18 protein-coding genes are annotated in these 22,013 nt (G+C 50.9%); 6 read left to right on the forward strand and 12 right to left on the reverse strand.

Translation table 11 applies throughout. The features are described 5' to 3' along the window. Positions 1–50: 50 nt before the first annotated feature. The 9 genes from bamA to rpsB all read right to left on the reverse strand — a co-directional run bounded on the left by bamA (position 51) and on the right by rpsB (position 10,537). Entirely contained in the window at positions 51–2,483 is a 2,433-nt protein-coding gene (gene bamA / locus ACJHX3_RS21365; RefSeq protein ID WP_001240896.1) for an outer membrane protein assembly factor BamA, read from the reverse strand. A gap of 29 nt (positions 2,484–2,512) precedes the next feature. Then, a complete protein-coding gene (rseP, locus tag ACJHX3_RS21370; RefSeq protein ID WP_001295561.1) occupies positions 2,513–3,865 on the reverse strand; it encodes a sigma E protease regulator RseP in 1,353 nt (450 codons plus the stop codon). Between the two features lie 11 nt (positions 3,866–3,876). Then, positions 3,877–4,734: a phosphatidate cytidylyltransferase gene (cdsA, locus tag ACJHX3_RS21375; protein ID WP_000922437.1), complete on the reverse strand. Its 858-nt coding sequence runs from the start codon at positions 4,732–4,734 to the stop codon at positions 3,877–3,879. Positions 4,735–4,746: 12 nt separating this feature from the next. Continuing rightward, the gene (gene ispU, locus ACJHX3_RS21380; protein WP_001295562.1) at positions 4,747–5,505 is read right to left on the reverse strand and encodes a (2E,6E)-farnesyl-diphosphate-specific ditrans,polycis-undecaprenyl-diphosphate synthase; all 759 of its coding nucleotides are present in this window, start codon (positions 5,503–5,505) and stop codon (positions 4,747–4,749) included. A 188-nt stretch (positions 5,506–5,693) separates the two neighbouring features. Then, positions 5,694–6,890, reverse strand: a complete 1,197-nt coding sequence (gene ispC, locus ACJHX3_RS21385; RefSeq protein ID WP_000811923.1) for a 1-deoxy-D-xylulose-5-phosphate reductoisomerase — start codon at positions 6,888–6,890, stop codon at positions 5,694–5,696. 91 nt (positions 6,891–6,981) lie between these two features. Next, positions 6,982–7,539 carry a ribosome recycling factor gene (gene frr, locus ACJHX3_RS21390; RefSeq protein ID WP_000622418.1) on the reverse strand — a complete coding sequence of 186 codons (558 nt, stop codon included), beginning with the start codon at positions 7,537–7,539 and terminating at the stop codon, positions 6,982–6,984. Positions 7,540–7,830: 291 nt separating this feature from the next. Then, positions 7,831–8,556: a UMP kinase gene (gene pyrH, locus ACJHX3_RS21395; RefSeq protein ID WP_000224573.1), complete on the reverse strand. Its 726-nt coding sequence runs from the start codon at positions 8,554–8,556 to the stop codon at positions 7,831–7,833. 146 nt (positions 8,557–8,702) lie between these two features. Further along, complete coding sequence (gene tsf, locus ACJHX3_RS21400) at positions 8,703–9,554, reverse strand: translation elongation factor Ts (RefSeq protein ID WP_000818114.1); 852 nt, start codon at positions 9,552–9,554, stop codon at positions 8,703–8,705. A 257-nt stretch (positions 9,555–9,811) separates the two neighbouring features. Beyond that, positions 9,812–10,537 (reverse strand): 30S ribosomal protein S2, encoded by a 726-nt coding sequence (gene rpsB, locus ACJHX3_RS21405; RefSeq protein ID WP_000246882.1) that lies wholly within the window; start codon positions 10,535–10,537, stop codon positions 9,812–9,814. Positions 10,538–10,904: 367 nt separating this feature from the next. On the opposite strand from rpsB, the gene map reads away from it, so the two are divergent. The 4 genes from map to ACJHX3_RS21425 all read left to right on the forward strand — a co-directional run bounded on the left by map (position 10,905) and on the right by ACJHX3_RS21425 (position 15,988). Then, the gene (gene map / locus ACJHX3_RS21410; protein WP_001018194.1) at positions 10,905–11,699 is read left to right on the forward strand and encodes a type I methionyl aminopeptidase; all 795 of its coding nucleotides are present in this window, start codon (positions 10,905–10,907) and stop codon (positions 11,697–11,699) included. Between the two features lie 61 nt (positions 11,700–11,760). Then, positions 11,761–14,433, forward strand: a complete 2,673-nt coding sequence (gene glnD, locus ACJHX3_RS21415; protein ID WP_001094559.1) for a bifunctional uridylyltransferase/uridylyl-removing protein GlnD — start codon at positions 11,761–11,763, stop codon at positions 14,431–14,433. A 30-nt stretch (positions 14,434–14,463) separates the two neighbouring features. Then, a complete protein-coding gene (dapD, locus tag ACJHX3_RS21420; protein ID WP_001186656.1) occupies positions 14,464–15,288 on the forward strand; it encodes a 2,3,4,5-tetrahydropyridine-2,6-dicarboxylate N-succinyltransferase in 825 nt (274 codons plus the stop codon). A gap of 313 nt (positions 15,289–15,601) precedes the next feature. Then, positions 15,602–15,988 carry a DUF3461 family protein gene (locus ACJHX3_RS21425; RefSeq protein ID WP_000272188.1) on the forward strand — a complete coding sequence of 129 codons (387 nt, stop codon included), beginning with the start codon at positions 15,602–15,604 and terminating at the stop codon, positions 15,986–15,988. Between the two features lie 53 nt (positions 15,989–16,041). Here the strand turns inward: ACJHX3_RS21425 and cdaR are convergent, their stop codons facing one another. From cdaR to dgt, 3 genes are all read right to left on the reverse strand, one after another. Then, positions 16,042–17,199 carry a DNA-binding transcriptional regulator CdaR gene (cdaR, locus tag ACJHX3_RS21430; RefSeq protein WP_000929439.1) on the reverse strand — a complete coding sequence of 386 codons (1,158 nt, stop codon included), beginning with the start codon at positions 17,197–17,199 and terminating at the stop codon, positions 16,042–16,044. A 154-nt stretch (positions 17,200–17,353) separates the two neighbouring features. Beyond that, a complete protein-coding gene (degP, locus tag ACJHX3_RS21435) occupies positions 17,354–18,778 on the reverse strand; it encodes a serine endoprotease DegP (protein ID WP_061357680.1) in 1,425 nt (474 codons plus the stop codon). Between the two features lie 129 nt (positions 18,779–18,907). Then, entirely contained in the window at positions 18,908–20,425 is a 1,518-nt protein-coding gene (dgt, locus tag ACJHX3_RS21440; RefSeq protein WP_094321715.1) for a dGTPase, read from the reverse strand. 83 nt (positions 20,426–20,508) lie between these two features. Here dgt and mtnN point away from each other — a divergent pair, with 83 nt between their 5' ends. Together mtnN and btuF are read left to right on the forward strand one after the other, a co-directional pair. Next, on the forward strand, positions 20,509–21,207 hold the full coding sequence (gene mtnN, locus ACJHX3_RS21445; RefSeq protein WP_000689844.1) for a 5'-methylthioadenosine/S-adenosylhomocysteine nucleosidase: 699 nt from the start codon (positions 20,509–20,511) through the stop codon (positions 21,205–21,207). Then, a complete protein-coding gene (btuF, locus tag ACJHX3_RS21450) occupies positions 21,200–22,000 on the forward strand; it encodes a vitamin B12 ABC transporter substrate-binding protein BtuF (RefSeq protein ID WP_001129927.1) in 801 nt (266 codons plus the stop codon). The genes mtnN and btuF overlap by 8 nt, the downstream gene beginning before the upstream one ends. The last annotated feature ends 13 nt before the right edge of the window (positions 22,001–22,013 follow it).

Consider the following 22,013-nt stretch of genomic DNA (forward strand, 5'->3'; position numbering starts at 1 on the left):
TCGCCTAAAGTCATCGCTACACTACCACTACATTCCTTTGTGGAGAACACTTACCAGGTTTTACCGATGTTAAACTGGAACTGTTCTGCCTTGTCTCCATCGTACTTTTTGAACGGCTGGGCGTAGGAGAACACCAACGGCCCCAATGGGGACATCCATTGTAATGCGATACCCGCAGACATACGGATATTGCTTGGATCACTATAGTCCGGATATCCAGAATATTGGCTGGAATCCCAGTTTGTATCCCAAACGGTACCCATATCCCAGAAGAAGGAAGTACGAACCGAGTTAGCATACTTGTCGCTAATGAACGGCGTCGGGGTGATGAACTCGAGGCTGGCAACCGCCATAGCGTTACCGCCTACAGCATCATCCGATTTACACAGGTCTTTCGCGCCGTCCTGAGTCGCACATTCGTAATCATAGTCCGGATCATAATTACTAGCCTGATGCGGGAAGTAAACTGCTTTCGGACCAATGGTATTGGACTGGAAGCCACGCACGGTGCTGGAACCACCGGCATAGAAGTTCTCGTAGAACGGCATCTCTTTGCCGCCTAAACCATCACCATAACCCCAGCGGGTACGACCCAGAACAACCCATTTGTGATCGTCATCGATCGGCACATAAGTCGCCGTGTCTAACGTCACTTTGTAGTATTCGTTATCCGATCCAGGAATGGTCACTTTACCGGTCAGGTTGACACGTGAACCATCTGTCGGGAAGTAACCACGGTCAAGCTTGTTATAGGTCCAACCATAGTTGAACGTGAAGTCGTCCGTTTTGAAGCTGTTATCCTGATCAGAGGTGCTCGGATGTTCACCCATAGAGTACAGATAACGCCACATCGCAACCTGAGGCTGCATGTTGGACAGGGAGTTATGTACATAACCCAGACCTGCACGCAGCGAGTTATATTCGTTGATCGGGAAGCCCAACGTCACGTCTGTACCATAACTCTTGTTGGTATAGTCGGACAGGTCGGCGTCATCTGCCTGGAAGTCATTATAGAAGAGACGACCACCGAGGCTTACGCCATCTACGGTGAAGTACGGGTTGGTTACCGACAGTTCAGCATAGGTCTGGTAATCGTTTTTGGTCCCGTTGATACCAACAGCATAACCCGTACCTAACCAGTTATCCTGTTGCACACCAGCCTGGAAGCTCACGCCACTTTCAGTACCGTAACCAATCCCGAAGTTGAAGCTACCGGTGTTACGTTCTTTCACCTTGTAGACTACATCAACCTGGTCCGGGCTACCCGGAACACGTTGGGTATCGGTATCGACAGTTTCAAAGAAGCCCAGACGATTCAGACGCTCCTTACCCTGATCGACCAGATCGCTCCCCAGCCATGCACCTTCCATCTGACGCATTTCGCGACGCAGGACGGCATCTTTCGAGGTATCGTTACCTTCAAAACGGATCTTACGCACGTAGAAACGGTTACCCGCATCAACGTTCACGCGTAATTTAACGGTTTTGTCGGCATCGTTAATTTCAGGCATCGACTGTACGCGCGGATAGGCATAACCATAGCGACCAAGAAGCTTTTTAATGTCATCTTCCATTTTGGTCACTTTGGTGCCGTTATACAGCTCGCCCGGCTCGATCTTAGTCAGCTGCTCAATTTCAGCGGAGTGCCCGGCAAGGTTGCCGCTCACTTCAACGCCAGAAAGCTTGTACTGATCGCCTTCGGTGATGTTCACCGTGACGTAAATACCTTTTTTATCTGGCGTCAGACTGACCTGGGTAGAGTCGATGTTGAAACGGGCATAACCGCGATCCAGATAGTAACTGCGCAGGGTTTCAAGGTCGCCTGCCAGTTTCTGTTTCTGGTATTTACGATCGCCTACCACGTTCCACCACGGCACTTCGTCACGCAGTTGGAAATGAGAGATCAGTTCGTCGGTGGTGAAAGCATGGTTACCAACAATGTTAATTTGCTGGATTTCAGCTGACACACCTTCCTGGAACACCAGTTTTAGGTCAACACGGTTGCGCGGCAGCGGGGTCACGACAGCTTTAACGCTGGCGCTATATTTACCGACGCTGTAGTAGAAGTCTTCCAGACCTTTCTCGATATCGGCAATGGTGGTGCGATCGAGGGATTCGCCCACACGCACGCCAGAAGCCTCGAGGTTTTGCTTCAGCATGTCATCTTTCACCGATTTGTTACCGGAGAAAGTAATGCTGGCAATGGTCGGACGTTCTTTTACCTGAACCAGAAGGGTATCACCATCACGAAGGACGCGAACATCCTCAAAGTTGCCGGTAGCAAACAGAGCGCGAATGGTATTACTGATATCTTCATCATTAACCGTGTCGCCTGTGCGCACCGGCATACTGAGGAGGGCCGCACCAACGGCGACACGCTGAAGGCCTTCGAAATGAATATCTTTCACTACGAACCCTTCAGCACCGTATACGGTGGCGCTGCTAAACAGCAGCGACGCTATGAGCAACTTTTTCATCGCCATCGTTATTATGCGTTCTTCCTAACTAACTCTCATAACCGAGAGAAATCATTGAAAAGTGCAAGCCCCATTAACAGCACCAGCAGAATCGAGCCAATGCGATAACAAAAGTCTTGAACCCGCTCGGATACCGGTCCGCCCTTGATCTTTTCGATCGCAAGGAACAGCAGATGCCCCCCGTCAAGTACAGGCAACGGAAACAGGTTAATTATCCCTAAGTTCACGCTAATAAGCGCAAGAAACGGCAGGTAATAAACAACCCCGAGTTCCGCTGTCATCCCAGCCCCCTTGGCGATAGAGATCGGCCCACTGAGGTTGTTCAGTTTCACATCACCGGTGATCAATTTTCCCAGCATACTGACCGTCAGCTTCATCAACTGCCACGTTTTGTCCGTGGCTTCGACGATGGCGTTGAACGGCCCATACTGGCGTACAACTTTATACTCATCAGGCAAAGGAATGACTTTCGGCTCAATACCGACAAAACCAATCGCTTTACCATTACCCGGTTTACTCTCCGGGATTAATGTCAAAGACAAGGGACTCCCCTGCCTTTCGATTTCTAACGCTAAGGATTTACCCGGGTTATCCCGGACAAGCATCACAAAGGTCACCCACTGCGTTAAGGGCTGACCATCGACTTTAACGATCCTGTCGCCTGCTTGCAAACCTGCCTTGCTTGCCGCCGAGTTTGGCTGCACATTTTCCAGTACAGGTTCAATTTGCGGCCCACGAGGACGAATCCCCAGCGAAGATACCGGATCTTCTTTATCAGGCTCAAACGCCCAGTGACGTAAATCGAGCTTTACATCCCGCCGTTGGTCGCTGCCAAATGGCGCTACTGTAATGGTGGTGCTTTCATCGCCAATTTTATCGACCAACTGCAAACGCACGGCATCCCAATCAGGCGTTTCGATACCATCTACGGCTTTTAGTTCCGTACCTGGTGCAATTTGTGCTTCCGCAGCTATCGAATTGGCTGCTATTTCGCCAACCACCGGACGTACGCCAGGCACACCAATAATAAAAACCAGCCAGTAGGCAAAGATAGCAAAAATGAAGTTTGCAACCGGACCTGCGGCAATAATCGCCGCTCGTTGGCCGACAGATTTATTATTGAAGGCATGGTGGCGGAGTTCCGGAACGACCGGTTCTGCGCGCTCATCCAGCATTTTGACATAACCGCCCAACGGGATCAGGGCGATAACATATTCGGTGCCTAACTTATCAGTTCGCCGCCAGAGCGCCTTACCAAACCCTATTGAGAAACGCTCAACGCGAACACCACAACGCCGGGCAACCCAGAAATGACCAAATTCATGCACGGTGATAAGTACACCCAGTGCAACGATGAACGAAGCCAAATCCCAGAGAAAACTCAGCATATTACCTTCCGTTAAAGCGTCCTGAATACCAGTAACAACAAGCAAGCAAAGACCGGTACCGCAGCCGTCAGGCTATCAATACGATCTAAAATACCACCGTGTCCTGGAATTAAATGACCGCTGTCCTTAATTCCTGCTTCACGCTTAAACATACTCTCGGTCAGATCGCCGAGCACTGAGGCTAACGCTGCGACAATAGAGCAAATGAGTAAGGTGACGGGAGCGACGTCGAGATTCGCCCACATGCCATAACCCCATGAGATTACCGCTGCAGTCGCGAGTCCACCGATAAAGCCTTGCCAGGTTTTACCCGGAGAAACCTTCGGTGCCAGTTTATGTTTACCAAACAATTTGCCAAACATATATGCGCCAGAGTCAGCGCCCCATACCAGGATCATGACATAGAGCAGCCATATTGCGCCACTGTAATGATTCTCGTCGTAGTGCCAGGCCCGTAACGCCAGCATGCCCCAGAAGAAGGGAACAATGGTTAGCACGCCAAAAATAATGCGCAATGTTTTAGAGTTACGCCAGATTGCTGCGGAACCAGGGTAAAACAGCACCAGCAATAGCGCGACAATCCACCAACCCAGCGAAGCCCAAAGTGAGATTTCAACCAGCGGTTGATGAATATTTCGGTGATATTCCGGCAACAGAAAAAGCATCAGCGCCAACAATAACCCGCATAACACCGCCAACCATACTCGCTGCGAGCGAGTGGTAAAACCGCTAAGCTGTCCCCATTCCCACGCTGCCAGCATACAGACCACCAGCGTTACAATGGCGAACCCCACCGGCGGCAACAGAAACAACGCCGCGATGACGACGGGTATTAACACAAAAGCAGATATCAGGCGATACTTCAGCAAAAGCGACCCCCATCAGGCTGTTTCATCACCGGGCTCGGTGCCGCCGAAACGACGCTCTCGATTAGCAAAGGCATTTAACGCCCCTTCAAAGTCTTGTTCATCGAAATCGGGCCAGAGAACATCTGTAAAGTAAAGTTCGGCATAGGCAATTTGCCAAAGCAAAAAGTTACTAATGCGATGCTCCCCCCCAGTCCTAATTACTAAATCTACAGGGGCCAGTTCATGCATACAGACATGCTGGTTTAGCATCTCTTCATCTATCTGATCTGGTTGCAGGTTTCCTTGCTGCACCTTTTCAGCCAGTTGCCTGACTCCCTGGACTATATCCCAACGTCCACCGTAGTTCGCCGCAATATTCAGCGTCAGACCGGTATTCCCGGCTGTTAGCGCTTCAGATTTACGAATACGTTCTTGCAAACGCGAGTTAAAGCGACTGGTATCGCCAATAATACGCAGACGCACGTTATGTCGGTGCAGACTCTTTACTTCGCTATCAAGCGCCCACACAAACAGTTCCATTAACGCACTGACTTCCTGCGCTGGTCGGTTCCAGTTTTCACTACTAAAGGCATACAGAGTTAACGCCTCAATACCGTTGTTGGCCGCAAAAGAGACAGCCCGGCGGACGGATTTTGCCCCGGCTTTATGCCCAAAGGCACGAATCTTCCCTTGCTTTTTTGCCCAGCGACCATTGCCGTCCATAATGATCGCAACATGACGACAGCCATGCGCTGGCAATTTTTCGCTAAGTGGTTGAGTAGCAGACAACATCACGCGTTTCTTATTCCCTGACAGGGTTTACGGTACTCAGGAATACTGAAGCCTATACAAAAAAAAGCCGTGTAAAACCACGGCATACCTGACCTTATAAAGCCAACTACTTACGATCAGATGGCGCAGACTATATCACTGAAGCCCTACGCTAACAAATAGCGCGACTCTCTGTAGCCGGATTATCCTCAGCTTGCGAGACGCATCACCTCTTTTCTGGCGACTTCACGCGCGTTCGCATCAACAGATAACACATCGTCCACACATTGTGGTTCGCGCATATCCATTTTTTCCAGTACGGATAAATTCAACGCGGCGATATCCGTAAAGCGGATTTGTTGCGCAAGAAAAGCAGCAACGGTGATTTCGTTTGCGGCATTCAATGCTGTCGTCGCTGCCTGGCCTTGTTCGAACGCCTCCATCGCCAGTTTCAGGCATGGATAACGATCATAATCCGGTGCGGCAAATGTCAACGCACTTAGTTTGCAAAAATCGAGCGGCTTCACGCCAGAGTTCACGCGATTCGGCCATGCCATGGTGTGGGCAATTGGCGTACGCATATCCGGTTCCCCCAGCTGCGCCAGAACACTGCCGTCCTGATAGCGCACCATTGAGTGAATCACTGACTGCGGGTGAATCAGCACTTCCATCTGGCTGGCGCTGGCGTTAAACAGCCAACGCGCTTCTATGTATTCCAGACCTTTGTTCATCATGGTAGCCGAATCGACAGAAATTTTACGCCCCATCGACCAGTTCGGATGACGGCAGGCTTGATCCGGCGTCATTGTTGCCAAATCGCGCAATGGCGTCTCACGGAAAGGGCCACCAGACCCGGTAAGTAAAATGGACACCACGCCATTTTGCTCAAGGTCAGCGTATCCCAGATTATGCTGGATAGGTTGCGGTAAACTCTGAAAAATGGCGTTATGTTCGCTATCGACCGGTAACAATTGCGCTTTGCTCTGCTTTACGGCGTCCATAAACAGACGTCCGCAGGTAACCAGTGATTCTTTATTGGCCAGCAAAATGGTTTTACCCGCGCGGATCGCAGCAAGCGTAGGTAACAGCCCAGCAGCGCCAACAATGGCTGCCATCACCTGATCAACATCCTCAAGCGCTGCCATATCGCAAGCGGCTTGTTGCCCACTTAAGACTTCGGTGCGGCTACCCTGTTGCTGTAGCATCGTTTTAAGAAGTTTCGCACTCGCTTCATCGTCCATTACGGCATAGCGGGGAGAGAATTCCAGGCACTGTTCTACCATGCGAGTGACATTTTTGCCTGCCACCAGCGCAACTACGCGGAAGTGTTCGGGATTATGGCGCACCACGTCCAGCGTGCTGCAACCAATCGAGCCGGTCGAGCCCAGAATGGTGAGTTGCTTCATGAAACATCCAGAGTTGAGACAGAATAAAAAGCAAAACGCCGCCAGCCGATCCGCAAGGATCTACTGAGCGGCGTTTTTGTCGTTCAAGAAATCAGAACTGCATCAGTTCTGCTTCTTTGTCTGCCAGCGCCGCTTCAATTTTCTTGATTGCAGCATCAGTCAGTTTCTGTACATCGTCCTGAGAACGGCGATCGTCGTCTTCGCTGATCTCTTTATCTTTCAACAGTGCTTTCACTTTGTCGTTCGCGTCACGACGCACGTTACGTACTGCAACACGCGCTTGTTCTGCTTCACCACGAACGATTTTGGTCAGATCTTTACGACGTTCTTCCGTCAGCGGCGGCAGCGGAACACGGATGTCGCTACCCGCAGAGTTCGGGTTCAGGCCAAGATCGGACGCCATAATCGCTTTTTCAACGGCCGGAGACATTGAACGATCAAACACGTTGATTTTCAGAGTACGGGAATCTTCTACCGTTACGCTTGCCAGCTGACGCAGCGGCGTCGGCGTGCCGTAATATTCCACGACAATGCCATCCAGCAGGCTGGGAGAAGCACGACCCGTGCGTATTTTGCTGATTTGGGTTTTGAACGCTTCTACGCATTTGTCCATGCGTACTTCAGCATCTTTTCTGATATCGCTAATCACGTTACGAATCCTTGAAAACTTGTCTCAGTCAGACCAGACAGTCACACACAGTGGAAGTGTGCTAAGTATAGCCCTGATTAAACATATTACGGGTAATCGTCTGGATTATTAGGCTATTTTATTTGCCATTTTGGCCCCGGGCAGTGCTCGCCATCCTCACGTACTTGTGTACGCTCCGGTTGCTGCGCGCTGGCCGTGACCAAACTGCCTGCAACAATAACGCCTTATAACCAGACTTACGCCCCCGCGATACTTACGCGGAATCTTACCCTTATTTATCCATCACGGGAATTATTCCGTGATTAAAGTCCCTTCTTTTTCACCCATTACCACACGGCGCAGCGCACCCGGTTTGTTCATGTTGAAAACACGAATCGGTAATTTATGGTCACGAGCCAGCGTGAAGGCCGCCAGGTCCATGACTTTCAGCTCTTTTTCCAGCACTTCGCTGTAAGTCAGTTGCTCGTACATGGTTGCGGTTGGATCTTTCGCCGGATCAGCGGTAAACACGCCGTCAACTTTGGTTGCTTTCAGCACCACATCGGCTTCAATTTCGATACCACGCAGGCACGCTGCTGAGTCGGTGGTAAAGAACGGGTTACCTGTACCGGCGGAGAGGATCACCACACGGTTGTTGCGCAACAGGCTGATAGCTTCTGCCCAGCTGTAGCTGTCGCACACGCCATTCAATGGAATAGCGGACATCAGACGAGCGTTCACATAGGCGCGGTGCAGTGCATCACGCATTGCCAGGCCGTTCATTACGGTCGCCAGCATCCCCATGTGGTCGCCCACAACGCGGTTCATACCCGCTTTCGCCAGACCAGCGCCACGGAACAGGTTACCCCCACCAATCACCACACCAACCTGAATACCCAGTTCAACCAGTTCTTTGATTTCCTGAGCCATGCGATCCAGTATGCTTGCATCAATACCGAAGCCTTCAGTGCCCTGCAGAGCTTCGCCACTCAACTTAAGCAGAATGCGTTTATAGACGGGTTTTGCATTGGTAGCCATGTTTCTTTCCTGAGACTGTCAACGATTGAAATGAATTAATACTAGCGACATTGTACGTCGCTTTTCAGCGCAGCCCCACAAGGGTTAGCTGAATTTACAAGATGGGCACAAAAAGAAGCCGCCCTCAGGCGGCTCCTTTTCGATGATTAAGACTGCTTGGACATCGCAGCAACTTCTGCTGCAAAGTCAGTCTCAACTTTCTCGATGCCTTCACCCACTTCGAAGCGGATGAAGCCAGTCACTTCAGCGTTATGCTCTTTCAGCAGCTGACCAACAGTTTTGCTTGGTTCCATAACGAACGGCTGACCGGTCAGAGAAACTTCGCCGGTGAATTTCTTCATGCGGCCTTCAACCATTTTCTCTGCGATTTCTTTCGGCTTACCAGACTGCATCGCGATATCCAGCTGTACCTGGTATTCTTTCTCTACCACTTCAGCGGATACGTCTTCTGGTTTGATGAATTCCGGCTTGCTTGCAGCAACGTGCATAGCGATGTGTTTAACCAGCTCTTCGTCAGCGCCTTTAGCAGCAACCAGAACGCCGATACGCGCACCGTGCTGATAAGAACCCAGAACGTCGCCTTCCAGCGCAGCAACGCGGCGAATGTTGATGTTTTCACCAATTTTCGCTACCAGCGCAACACGTTCTTCTTCGAACTGTGCTTTCAGAACTTCAACGTCAGTGATTTTGCCAGCAACAGCTGCGTCCAGAACTTTGTCTGCGAACGCCTGGAAACCAGCGTCTTTTGCAACGAAGTCAGTCTGGCAGTTAACTTCCAGAATGATGCCGTAGTTGCCGTCGATTTTGGTTTTGATCACGCCGTCAGCAGCAACGTTGCCTGCTTTTTTCGCTGCTTTAATAGCACCGGACTTACGCATGTTTTCGATTGCCAGTTCGATGTCGCCGTTAGCTTCAGTCAGTGCTTTTTTGCAATCCATCATGCCTGCGCCAGTACGCTCACGCAGCTCTTTTACCAGGGATGCGGTAATTTCAGCCATTCTAAAATCCTCGGAGATGTGATCTGCCCGGCATTAAACCGCACAGATATAAAAGTGAAAAAGGGGGCCATATGCAGGCCCCCTAACCAAACGTGTACTACCTGGTCTATAAGGGCTCTCCCCCTTCATATTTCGCGCCGCAGATGCGTTATCTTCGCTCGCTCATCCCTGTCACTTACTGATGTAAGCTCCCGGGAATTCTCGAGCTTGCCGCCTTTCTGCAACTCGAACTATTTTGGGGGAGTTATCAAGCCTTATTACTCAGCTTCTACGAAGCTTTCTTCCGCCTGGGAAGCCAGATCCTGAGAACGGCCTTCACGTACGGTTGCAGCAACAGCGCCCAGGTACAGGGTCACAGCACGGATTGCGTCGTCGTTACCCGGGATAACGAAGTCAACACCGTCCGGATCAGAGTTGGTATCAACGATAGCAAATACCGGAATACCCAGGTTGTTTGCTTCTTTGATAGCAATGTGTTCGTGGTCAGCATCGATTACAAACAGAGCGTCCGGCAGACCGCCCATGTCTTTGATACCGCCCAGGCTGTTTTCCAGTTTCTCCAGCTCACGAGTGCGCATCAGCGCTTCTTTCTTGGTCAGCTTGTCGAAAGTACCGTCCTGAGACTGAGTTTCCAGGTCTTTCAGACGTTTGATGGACTGACGAACGGTTTTCCAGTTAGTCAGCATACCGCCCAGCCAGCGATGGTTCACGAAGAACTGGTCGCAGCTCAGAGCAGCGTCTTTCACCGCTTCGCTTGCAGCGCGTTTAGTACCAACGAAAAGGATTTTACCTTTGCGAGAAGCAATCTTGTTCAGTTCAGCCAGAGCTTCGTTGAACATCGGTACAGTTTTCTCAAGGTTGATGATGTGAACTTTGTTACGCGCACCGAAGATGAACGGCTTCATTTTCGGGTTCCAGTAACGGGTCTGGTGACCGAAGTGAACACCAGCCTTGAGCATGTCGCGCATGGAAACAGTTGCCATGATTAAAACCTCTATATAAAAGTTGGGGTTATGCCTCCACGTATCCCATATTACCGACCCCAAAGGGCACCCCGGAATATGTGCCGATACGTGTGTGTTGTTACACAAAGTGAGATTGTCGCTTCCGTCCAGTCTGTGTATACGAAATGGATCGGAAGTCCGGCGCGCTTTATACCACAAATACGTCGTGGACACCAATAATTGTTGGCGCTGTGTACAGCATCAGACGTTGAATTTTCTATTATAGAAAACCTTCAGTGGCACGTTTGGCGAAATTCAGAATGATTCTCAATTTGCCCGGGTGTGATACCATTGACGGCACTTACATATATATTGTCGGTATCACCGACGCTGATGGACAGAATTAATGGCTATCTCAATCAAGACCCCAGAAGATATCGAAAAAATGCGCGTCGCTGGCCGACTGGCTGCCGAAGTGCTGGAGATGATCGAACCGTATGTTAAACCGGGCGTCAGCACCGGCGAGCTGGATCGCATCTGTAATGATTACATTGTTAATGAACAACACGCGGTTTCTGCCTGCCTCGGCTATCACGGCTATCCGAAATCCGTCTGCATCTCTATTAATGAAGTGGTGTGCCACGGTATCCCGGACGACGCCAAGCTGCTGAAAGATGGCGATATCGTTAACATTGATGTCACCGTAATCAAAGATGGTTTCCACGGCGACACCTCGAAAATGTTTATCGTCGGTAAGCCGACCATCATGGGCGAACGTCTGTGCCGCATCACGCAAGAAAGCCTGTACCTGGCGCTACGCATGGTAAAACCTGGCATTAATCTGCGCGAAATCGGTGCGGCAATTCAGAAATTTGTCGAAGCAGAAGGCTTCTCCGTCGTTCGTGAATATTGCGGACACGGTATTGGTCGCGGCTTCCATGAAGAACCGCAGGTGCTGCACTATGACTCCCGTGAAACCAACGTCGTGCTGAAACCGGGAATGACCTTCACCATTGAGCCAATGGTCAACGCGGGTAAAAAAGAGATCCGCACCATGAAAGATGGCTGGACGGTAAAAACCAAAGATCGCAGCTTGTCTGCACAATACGAGCATACTATTGTGGTGACTGATAACGGCTGCGAAATTCTGACGCTACGCAAGGATGACACCATCCCGGCGATAATCTCGCACGACGAATAAGATGAAGCCGGCGAATGCCGGCTTTTTTAATGCGATAATTTAATCTTATGGGTGGCGCACAATGAATACCCTTCCAGAACAGTACGCAAACACCGCTCTCCCCACCCTGCCCGGTCAACCGCAAAATCCATGTGCCTGGCCCCGTGATAAATTAACCGTCTGTGGGATAAAAGCCCATATCGATACTTTCCAGCGTTGGCTGGGTGATGCCTTTGACAATGGGATCTCCGCAGAACAGTTGATTGAGGCACGTACCGAGTTCATAGACCAGCTCCTGCAACGATTATGGATTGAAGCGGGATTCAGCCAGATTGCCGACCTGGCATTGGTTGCCGTCGGTGGTTATGGTCGTGGCGAGCTGCATCCACTTTCCGACATCGATTTACTGATTTTAAGCCGTAAAAAGCTCCCGGATGATCAGGCGCAAAAAGTGGGCGAGCTGTTAACGCTGCTCTGGGATGTGAAGCTGGAAGTCGGTCATAGCGTGCGCACGCTTGAAGAGTGCATGCTGGAAGGGTTATCGGATTTAACCGTCGCCACCAATTTAATCGAATCCCGCTTATTAATTGGCGATGTAGCGCTCTTCCTCGAACTGCAAAAACATATTTTTAGCGAAGGATTCTGGCCTTCCGACAAGTTCTACGCAGCGAAAGTTGAAGAACAGAACCAGCGCCATCAGCGTTACCACGGCACCAGCTACAACCTTGAGCCAGACATCAAAAGTAGCCCTGGCGGCTTGCGCGATATCCACACGCTGCAATGGGTGGCCCGCCGTCATTTTGGCGCAACATCGCTGGATGAAATGGTCGGGTTTGGCTTCTTAACCTCAGCGGAGCGAGCGGAATTAAACGAATGTCTGCATATATTGTGGCGTATTCGCTTTGCCCTGCATCTGGTCGTCAGCCGTTACGATAATCGCCTGCTGTTTGATCGCCAGCTTAGCGTCGCCCAGCGTTTGAATTACAGTGGTGAAGGTAACGAACCGGTCGAGCGGATGATGAAGGATTACTTCCGCGTTACACGCCGCGTCAGTGAACTCAACCAGATGCTGCTGCAACTGTTCGATGAAGCCATCCTCGCCCTTCCCGCCGACGAAAAACCACGTCCAATCGACGATGAGTTTCAGCTACGCGGTACGCTAATCGACCTGCGTGATGAAACACTATTTATGCGCCAGCCGGAAGCCATCTTGCGTATGTTCTACACCATGGTGCGCAACAGTGCGATCACTGGCATTTACTCTACCACGCTGCGCCAGTTACGCCACGCCCGTCGCCATTTGCAACAACCGCTGTGTAATATTCCGGAAGCGCGAAAACTGTTTTTGAGCATTCTGCGTCACCCTGGTGCGGTGCGTCGCGGACTATTACCGATGCATCGTCATAGCGTGCTCGGCGCGTATATGCCCCAATGGTCGCATATCGTCGGGCAGATGCAGTTTGACCTGTTCCACGCCTACACGGTGGATGAACATACTATTCGCGTGATGCTGAAACTGGAGAGTTTTGCCAGTGAAGAAACACGCCAGCGCCATCCGTTGTGTGTGGACGTCTGGCCGCGCCTGCCGTCAACTGAGCTGATTTTCATCGCCGCGCTGTTTCACGATATCGCCAAAGGACGCGGCGGCGACCACTCCATTCTCGGTGCTCAGGATGTAGTGCATTTTGCCGAACTCCACGGGCTGAACTCACGCGAAACACAGCTGGTCGCCTGGCTGGTTCGCCAGCACTTGCTGATGTCGGTGACAGCTCAGCGCCGCGATATTCAGGATCCGGAAGTCATCAAGCAGTTTGCCGAAGAAGTGCAAACAGAAAACCGACTTCGTTATCTGGTATGCCTGACGGTGGCTGACATTTGCGCCACCAACGAAACGCTGTGGAATAGCTGGAAGCAAAGTCTGTTGCGCGAACTCTATTTTGCCACCGAAAAACAGCTACGACGCGGAATGCAAAACACGCCGGATATGCGCGAACGGGTTCGCCATCACCAACTCCAGGCGCTGGCACTGCTGCGCATGGATAACATCGACGAAGAGGCGCTGCACCAAATTTGGTCACGCTGTCGTGCTAACTATTTTGTCCGCCATAGCCCAAATCAACTGGCCTGGCATGCGCGCCATTTATTACAGCATGATTTAAGCAAACCGCTGGTATTGCTTAGTCCGCAGGCTACGCGTGGAGGCACCGAGATTTTTATCTGGAGCCCGGACCGCCCCTATCTGTTTGCCGCCGTCAGTGCCGAATTAGACCGCCGCAATTTAAGTGTCCACGACGCACAAATTTTCACCACTCGCGACGGTATGGCGATGGATACCTTTATCGTGCTGGAACCCGATGGCAGCCCGCTGTCCGCAGATCGCCATGAAGTTATTCGGTTTGGTCTGGAGCAAGTACTGACACAAAGTAGCTGGCAGCCACCGCAGCCCCGTCGCCAACCTGCCAAATTGCGCCATTTTACTGTTGAAACCGAAGTAACGTTTTTGCCGACCCATACCGACCGCAAATCGTTCCTCGAACTGATCGCCCTCGACCAACCTGGACTGCTGGCGCGAGTCGGGAAAATTTTTGCCGATCTGGGAATTTCGCTTCATGGTGCCCGAATTACAACCATTGGCGAACGAGTAGAAGATTTATTCATAATTGCCACCGCTGACCGGCGTGCACTTAATAACGAGTTGCAGCAGGAAGTGCATCAGCGGTTGACAGAGGCCCTCAATCCAAACGATAAAGGGTGATGTGTTTACTGATATGAAAAGAGTTTAACAATGCAGCAGTTACAGAACATTATTGAAACCGCTTTTGAACGCCGTGCCGAGATCACGCCAGCCAATGCAGACACCGTTACCCGCGAAGCGGTAAATCAGGTGATCGCCCTGCTGGATTCCGGCGCACTGCGTGTGGCGGAAAAAATTGACGGTCAGTGGGTGACGCATCAGTGGTTGAAAAAGGCGGTGCTGCTCTCTTTCCGTATTAATGATAATCAGGTGATCGAAGGGGCAGAAAGCCGCTACTTCGATAAAGTGCCGATGAAATTCGCCAACTACGATGAAGCGCGTTTCCAGAAAGAAGGCTTCCGCGTTGTACCACCAGCGGCGGTACGTCAGGGTGCGTTCATTGCCCGTAACACCGTGCTGATGCCGTCTTACGTCAACATCGGCGCATATGTTGATGAAGGCACCATGGTTGATACCTGGGCGACCGTCGGTTCCTGTGCGCAGATTGGTAAAAACGTCCATCTTTCCGGTGGCGTAGGTATCGGCGGCGTGCTGGAGCCATTGCAGGCGAACCCGACCATTATTGAAGATAACTGCTTCATTGGCGCGCGTTCTGAAGTGGTTGAAGGCGTTATTGTCGAAGAAGGTTCCGTCATTTCCATGGGCGTATACATCGGTCAGAGCACCCGTATTTACGACCGTGAAACCGGCGAAATCCACTACGGTCGCGTTCCGGCGGGGTCTGTGGTTGTTTCAGGTAATCTGCCGTCGAAAGATGGCAAATACAGTCTTTACTGTGCGGTTATCGTTAAGAAAGTTGACGCGAAAACTCGCGGCAAAGTCGGCATTAACGAACTGCTGCGTACCATCGACTAAAAGTATGCACACGGGCAGCACGACGCTGCCCGATTGCTTTCTGGTTCAGAATAATTCGTCCTACTCATTCTTCCTCCCCCTTTTTTAAATACTTTTTCATCTTGTTTCGGACTGTCATGTAATTCGCAAAACGAAGATAAATGTGCTAATCCATCCCATGGAATATCGCCACAATAAAGCAGGTAATTTTTTGATTTTTACGCCATGATAGAAGTCTGGAAGAAAAAGGCTTTCTGCGATCACAGTCGAGCCGGGCGGGCCAGGCCAAATGCTAAAATAAGCACAATTTACTGACTCATTTTGAGGTAACGCTATGTACGACAATCTGAAAAGTCTGGGTATTACCAATCCTGAAGAAATTGATCGTTACAGCCTCCGGCAGGAAGCCAACAACGATATTCTGAAAATCTATTTCCAGAAAGACAAAGGCGAGTTTTTTGCCAAGAGCGTGAAATTTAAATATCCGCGTCAGCGTAAAACGGTCGTCGCCGATGGTGTGGGTCAGGGTTATAAAGAAGTGCAGGAAATCAGCCCGAATCTACGGTATATCATTGATGAGCTTGATCAAATCTGCCAGCGTGACCGCAGCGAAGTTGATCTTAAGCGTAAGATCCTCGACGACTTACGTCACCTGGAGTCAGTAGTAACCAATAAGATCAGCGAGATTGAAGCCGATCTGGAAAAACTGACGCGTAAATAATGCCATTCTGTGGGCCGGGTAAAGTCTCACCCGGCTGTAATTTTGTAATCGACCTACCGCTCTTCATCCAGTTGCAACGCGACATACAGTAGCAACCTGTCATCAAAATTGCCCAAATCCAGCCCGGTCAGTTCCGATATGCGATTAAGCCGATACTCCAGGGTATTACGATGAATAAACAGCGCCTTTGACGTTGCCAGCGGCTGCACGTTATGGCGAAACCACGCCGCCAGCGTACGTCGCAGCAAGCCGTTATTATCCATCGCTTTCAGCCGCGCCAGCGGTCGCGCCAGTTCGTTGGCCTGCCAGTCGCCACGCAAACTGTCGAGTAACACAGGCAACATCAGATCCTGATAAAAATAGCAGCGACTTTCTGGCATCCGCTGTTTACCCACCACCATCGTCGTTTTCGCCGTACGATAAGAGCGGGCAATACTACCCGGTCCGGTAAAATAGTTACCCAGCGAAACGCGAAAACGCAGCTGGCCGTACTCTTTCATGCGGGTAATCAGTTGTTCAACTCGCTTACGATGATCTTCTGCATCCCAGCGCCCAAAAGAGTTCAACGCCGGTTTCAACACCACCATTTCGGTTAGCGAGACAATCGCCACCAGATTATTACGCTCGGGCGTAGTCAGCGCGTTTTGCAGTTGCTGTAACTCCGCCATTGCGCTGTCCACGCCAAGCTGACCGCTGTCGACCTCAACAATAGCCACCACTCGCGGTTGATTGAGATCGATCCCCAGCCGTTGCGCCCATTCAGTAAGTGCGGGGGTATTCTCCTCAGCCTGAATCAGGTTCATCACCAGTTCTTCCCGCAAACGGCTATCCTGCGCCAACAGGTGCATCAACCGCGACTGTTCCAGCATCATTTCAGCCGTCATGCAGACCAGTTCGCCATATTTACGCAGATTCTCTGGTTCACCTGTCAGGCCAATTACGCCGACAATTTCACCTTCCAGCCGTAACGGCAGATTAATCCCCTGCCGCACACCGTGCAGATGACGTGCCACCGCATCATCGATATCGACGACTCGTCCCTGTGAAAGTACCAGCAATGCTCCTTCGTGCAATTCACCAATACGCTCACGATCGCCGCTGCCGATAATTCGCCCGCGGGCATCCATTACGTTGATATTGGTATCGATGATGCGCATGGTACGTGCCACGATATCCTGCGCCATTTTGGTATCAAGATGCCAGCCAGCCATAAGTCCTCCGTTATGCACGGCTTAGCATAAGGAAGTACGTAACGTACGGCATTGTGCAAATGCCCAAAGGATGATGAAGATGTATGGAGTTGTGGCGAAGTTCACAGATTATAAGGAGAACCCCTTCCCGTATTCAGGAAGGGGTTGAGGGAGATTACTGCATTAACAGGTAGATGGTGCTGTCGCCGCGCTGAATGTTCAGTGCCAGCACAGACGGTTTGCTGTCGAGAACTTTACGCAGTTCAGCGATGTTTTTCACTGCCTGCTGGTTCGCGCCAATAATCACATCACCTTTCTTCAGGCCGATCTGCGCAGCCGGAGTGCCCGTTTTCACGTTGTTCACTACCACGCCCTGATCTTTGCCTTTGTTGCTCATCTCAGCGCCTTCAATGCCGTTGAAGATGGAGCTGGAATCAACCTGATTCTGGCTGCTCTGCTGCAGTTCCAGGTTCACGTTAACCTGCTTACCGTCGCGCAGTAAGCCCAGGGTCAGTTTGCTGCCCACCGGCATAGTACCCACCTGAGCACGCAGGGCAGCAAAGCTGCTGATCGGCTTACCGTTCAGTGAGGTGATCACATCACCCGCTTTAATGCCCGCTTTTGCAGCGGAGGAGTTAGGCAGAACCTGGCTTACGAAAGCACCGCGCTGGGCGTCAACTTTCATCGCTTTCGCCAGTTCGGAGTTCAGCTCAGTCCCCATAATACCCAGCTCACCGCGTTTCACCTGGCCGTATTCCACCATCTGCGAGGTCAGGTTTTTCACCATGTTACTCGGGATAGCAAAACCGATACCGATGTTGCCGCCGTCCGGTGCGAGGATCGCGGTGTTGATACCGATCAGTTCGCCGTTCAGGTTAACCAGCGCACCACCGGAGTTACCACGGTTGATCGCTGCATCGGTCTGGATGAAGTTTTCGTAGTTTTCGGCATTCAGGCCGCTACGCCCCAGCGCAGAGACAATCCCGGAAGTTACTGTCTCGCCCAGGCCGAACGGGTTACCAATTGCTACGGTGTAATCACCCACGCGCAGTGCATCAGAATCCGCCATCTTAATTGCGGTCAGGTTTTTCGGATTCTGGATCTGGATCAGCGCGATATCAGAGCGCGGATCTTTGCCAACCATCTTCGCGTCGAACTTACGACCATCGCTCAGCTGGACTTTAATCACCGTCGCGTTATCAACAACGTGGTTGTTGGTGACGACATAGCCTTTATCGGCATCAATGATGACGCCGGAACCCAGCGCCATGAATTTCTGTTGCTGGCCGCCGCCATTACCGCCCTGGCCCCCCTGGCAGAACGGAGAGCTCTGGAACGGAGAACCCTCCTGGCAGAACGGAGAATCATCACCGAAGAACTGCTGGAAATTACGCGGCATACGCGGCGTATTAACGGTTGTGCTACCTTCTACGTTAATGCTGACCACTGAAGGCATCACCTTTTCGAGCATCGGTGCAAGGCTTGGCATCTGCTGGGCTGTCGTTGCTGAAGAAGTCTCAGCCGCCGTTGCAGAGAGCGGAGATAACGCCAAACCTAAACTCAGAGCCAGTGCACTCAGTGTTAATGTGGTTTTTTTCATGTATTTCAGTCTCGATTAACAGATAACGCAAAATTGCTGTGTTCTTCAGATTCGTTTTATAGCGCGAAGTTCCGAACTAAAGTTTCTGCAAAAGGTAAAAATTTATTGTTCGTCTTTACAAAAGCCTGGTTATTGTTCTACGGCCATCAGACGTCGGTATTCATCCCACGCATAGAGGTCGGTCATACCGCTGATATAATCCTGCAGCAGGCGGCAACGGTAATAATATTCCCATAGCGGAAACTCAGGAGAATCTGACGGTAATTTACTGACAGCCTCGACATAGGCCAGCCGATGGCGCGTCGAGAGTTTGTGGAATAAGCGCGATTCAATAGGGAAACGTTTCACCCGTTCTTTTTCTACCAGTTCAGTAAAGTCTGATAACGACAGGCTTAATAAAGGACGATAAATCTCTAATAATCCGCTAATGACCCGATAGCCCTGCAATTCAAGCTGTTCGACATCTGGATGGCTAAACACATGTTTTACAGCGACATTTTTATAAAGCTTAAGAAGATCGCTGCATTCGCTGGCATCTTCCAATAATGCATAATTAAACGTTCCGGCAAAAATCGCAGGCAGATTATCAATAAATCGTTGTGCCGCGTAGGGTACCAGTTTATTTAGAGTGTTTACCCTTAAATACATAAAAAACTGATCTTCCGTACTGCGGCTTAAACTATTTGAGCGTGATTTTTCCCAGGCATTTTCAACCACCAGCGAAAAGAGCGAACCTTTCTCATGCTGGCCCCACGCTTCGTGCAAATGATGATAAAGCTGCTCAACGGTAAATATTCTTTTCTCTACCGCATCTTCAAGGTCTGCCACACAATAGGAGATGTCGTCGGCAGCTTCCATAATCCACGTTAATGGAAAACGACTGTAAAGCGCCAAATTAAGTTCTTTACGCAACCGGGCAATATAGGCTTCTTCAGAAAGATAATAACCCGGCTTTTTCATTAAATAGTGATGTGTCTCAGGCGTTTCGCCACGCCACCACGCCGGACGGGTATATTTTAAAATACCGCCAACTTGTGCCCAGGTGAGATTCATCCGCATCAATGTATGCACCAGGCGAATGCCTTGTGCATTCCCCTCAAAATGACATAAGTCCTGACGTATTTTGCGCCGCAGCTCGTTAAGCGGTTCTTCCCCGTCCCGTAAACGTAGTGCCGCCACGCTGCAGCGATCGTCAGTCAGAGGCTGGCTTTCGGCATCTTCCGGGTGCAAACGCTGGCGAAACCAGTCATTTATCGCCGCTTCGCCAAAATGACCAAACGGCGGATTGCCGATATCGTGCATAAGGCATGACATCTCAACAATACTTTCAAAGGGGCCGGTCAGTTCATCCAGGCCGTATGCTTCCAGCAATTTAAGCTCTTTCAGACGGCTTAAAATTTCTTTGGCGATGTAGCGCCCCACCTGCTGGACTTCCATCGAGTGGGTAAGACGCGTGCGCACGGCGGCATTGCGCTCCAGTGGAAAAACCTGGGTCTTTTGTTGCAGACGACGAATTGCCGGAGAGTTGATGATACGCCCGCGATCGCTCTCGAAGATTCGCAGGATCTCATGTTCGGTTTTAACGCCCTGTGGTGAACGGTAACGACGATGCCAGTTTATTTTTTTTCGGAAATCAATCTGTGCCATGTCCTCTCCCGCGTGAGAAATACGCTTCCCCGTAAGCGCATGGTAAACTATGCCTTCAAATCGGGCTTATCGCGAGTAAATCTATGAAAATCGGCATCATTGGTGCAATGGAAGAAGAAGTTACGCTGCTGCGTGACAAAATCGAAAACCGTCAAACTATCAGTCTCGGCGGTTGCGAAATCTATACCGGCCAACTGAATGGAACCGAGGTTGCGCTTCTGAAATCGGGCATCGGTAAAGTCGCTGCGGCGCTGGGTGCCACTTTGCTGTTGGAACACTGCAAGCCAGATGTGATTATTAACACCGGTTCTGCCGGTGGCCTGGCACCAACGCTGAAAGTGGGCGATATCGTTGTCTCGGACGAAGCACGTTATCACGACGCGGATGTCACGGCATTTGGTTATGAATACGGTCAGTTACCAGGCTGTCCGGCAGGCTTTAAAGCTGACGATAAACTGATCGCTGCCGCTGAGGCCTGCATTGCCGAACTAAATCTTAACGCTGTACGTGGCCTGATTGTTAGCGGCGACGCTTTCATCAACGGTTCTGTTGGTCTGGCAAAAATCCGCCACAACTTCCCACAGGCCATTGCTGTAGAGATGGAAGCGACGGCAATCGCCCATGTCTGCCACAATTTCAACGTCCCGTTTGTCGTAGTACGCGCCATCTCCGACGTGGCCGATCAACAGTCTCATCTCAGCTTCGATGAGTTCCTGGCTGTTGCCGCTAAACAGTCCAGCCTGATGGTTGAGTCACTGGTGCAGAAACTGGCACATGGCTAAGTCACTGTTCAGGGCGCTGGTCGCCCTGTCTTTTCTCGCGCCGCTGTGGCTCAACGCCGCGCCGCGCGTCATCACGCTTTCTCCCGCCAACACTGAACTTGCCTTTGCCGCCGGGATCACGCCGGTTGGGGTCAGCAGCTATTCCGACTATCCTCCACAAGCGCAAAAGATTGAGCAGGTTTCCACCTGGCAGGGGATGAATCTGGAACGCATTGTGGCGCTGAAACCCGATCTGGTGATTGCCTGGCGTGGAGGTAATGCCGAGCGGCAGGTTGACCAGCTGGCTTCGCTGGGAATAAAAGTGATGTGGGTCGATGCGACAAGCATTGAACAAATTGCCAATGCGTTACGTCAACTGGCCCCCTGGAGTCCGCAACCAGACAAGGCCGAACAAGCCGCGCAATCCCTGCTGGACCAGTACGCGCAATTGAAAGCGCAATATGCTGATAAACCTAAAAAACGTGTTTTTCTGCAATTCGGCATTAATCCGCCATTTACCAGTGGAAAAGAGTCGATTCAAAACCAGGTACTCGAAGTTTGTGGCGGAGAAAACATCTTTAAAGACAGCCGGGTTCCCTGGCCGCAAGTTAGCCGCGAACAGGTGTTAGCACGATCGCCACAGGCGATTGTCATTACAGGCGGACCGGACCAAATTCCTAAAATCAAACAATACTGGGGTGAACAGCTCAAAATTCCCGTTATTCCTCTCACGAGTGACTGGTTTGAACGTGCAAGCCCACGTATTATCCTCGCTGCACAACAGCTCTGTAATGCGCTTTCACAGGTAGATTAGCGCCTGACCTTTT

The organism is Escherichia sp. WS1265 (assembly GCF_046487585.1).
Taxonomy (GTDB): domain Bacteria; phylum Pseudomonadota; class Gammaproteobacteria; order Enterobacterales; family Enterobacteriaceae; genus Escherichia; species Escherichia coli.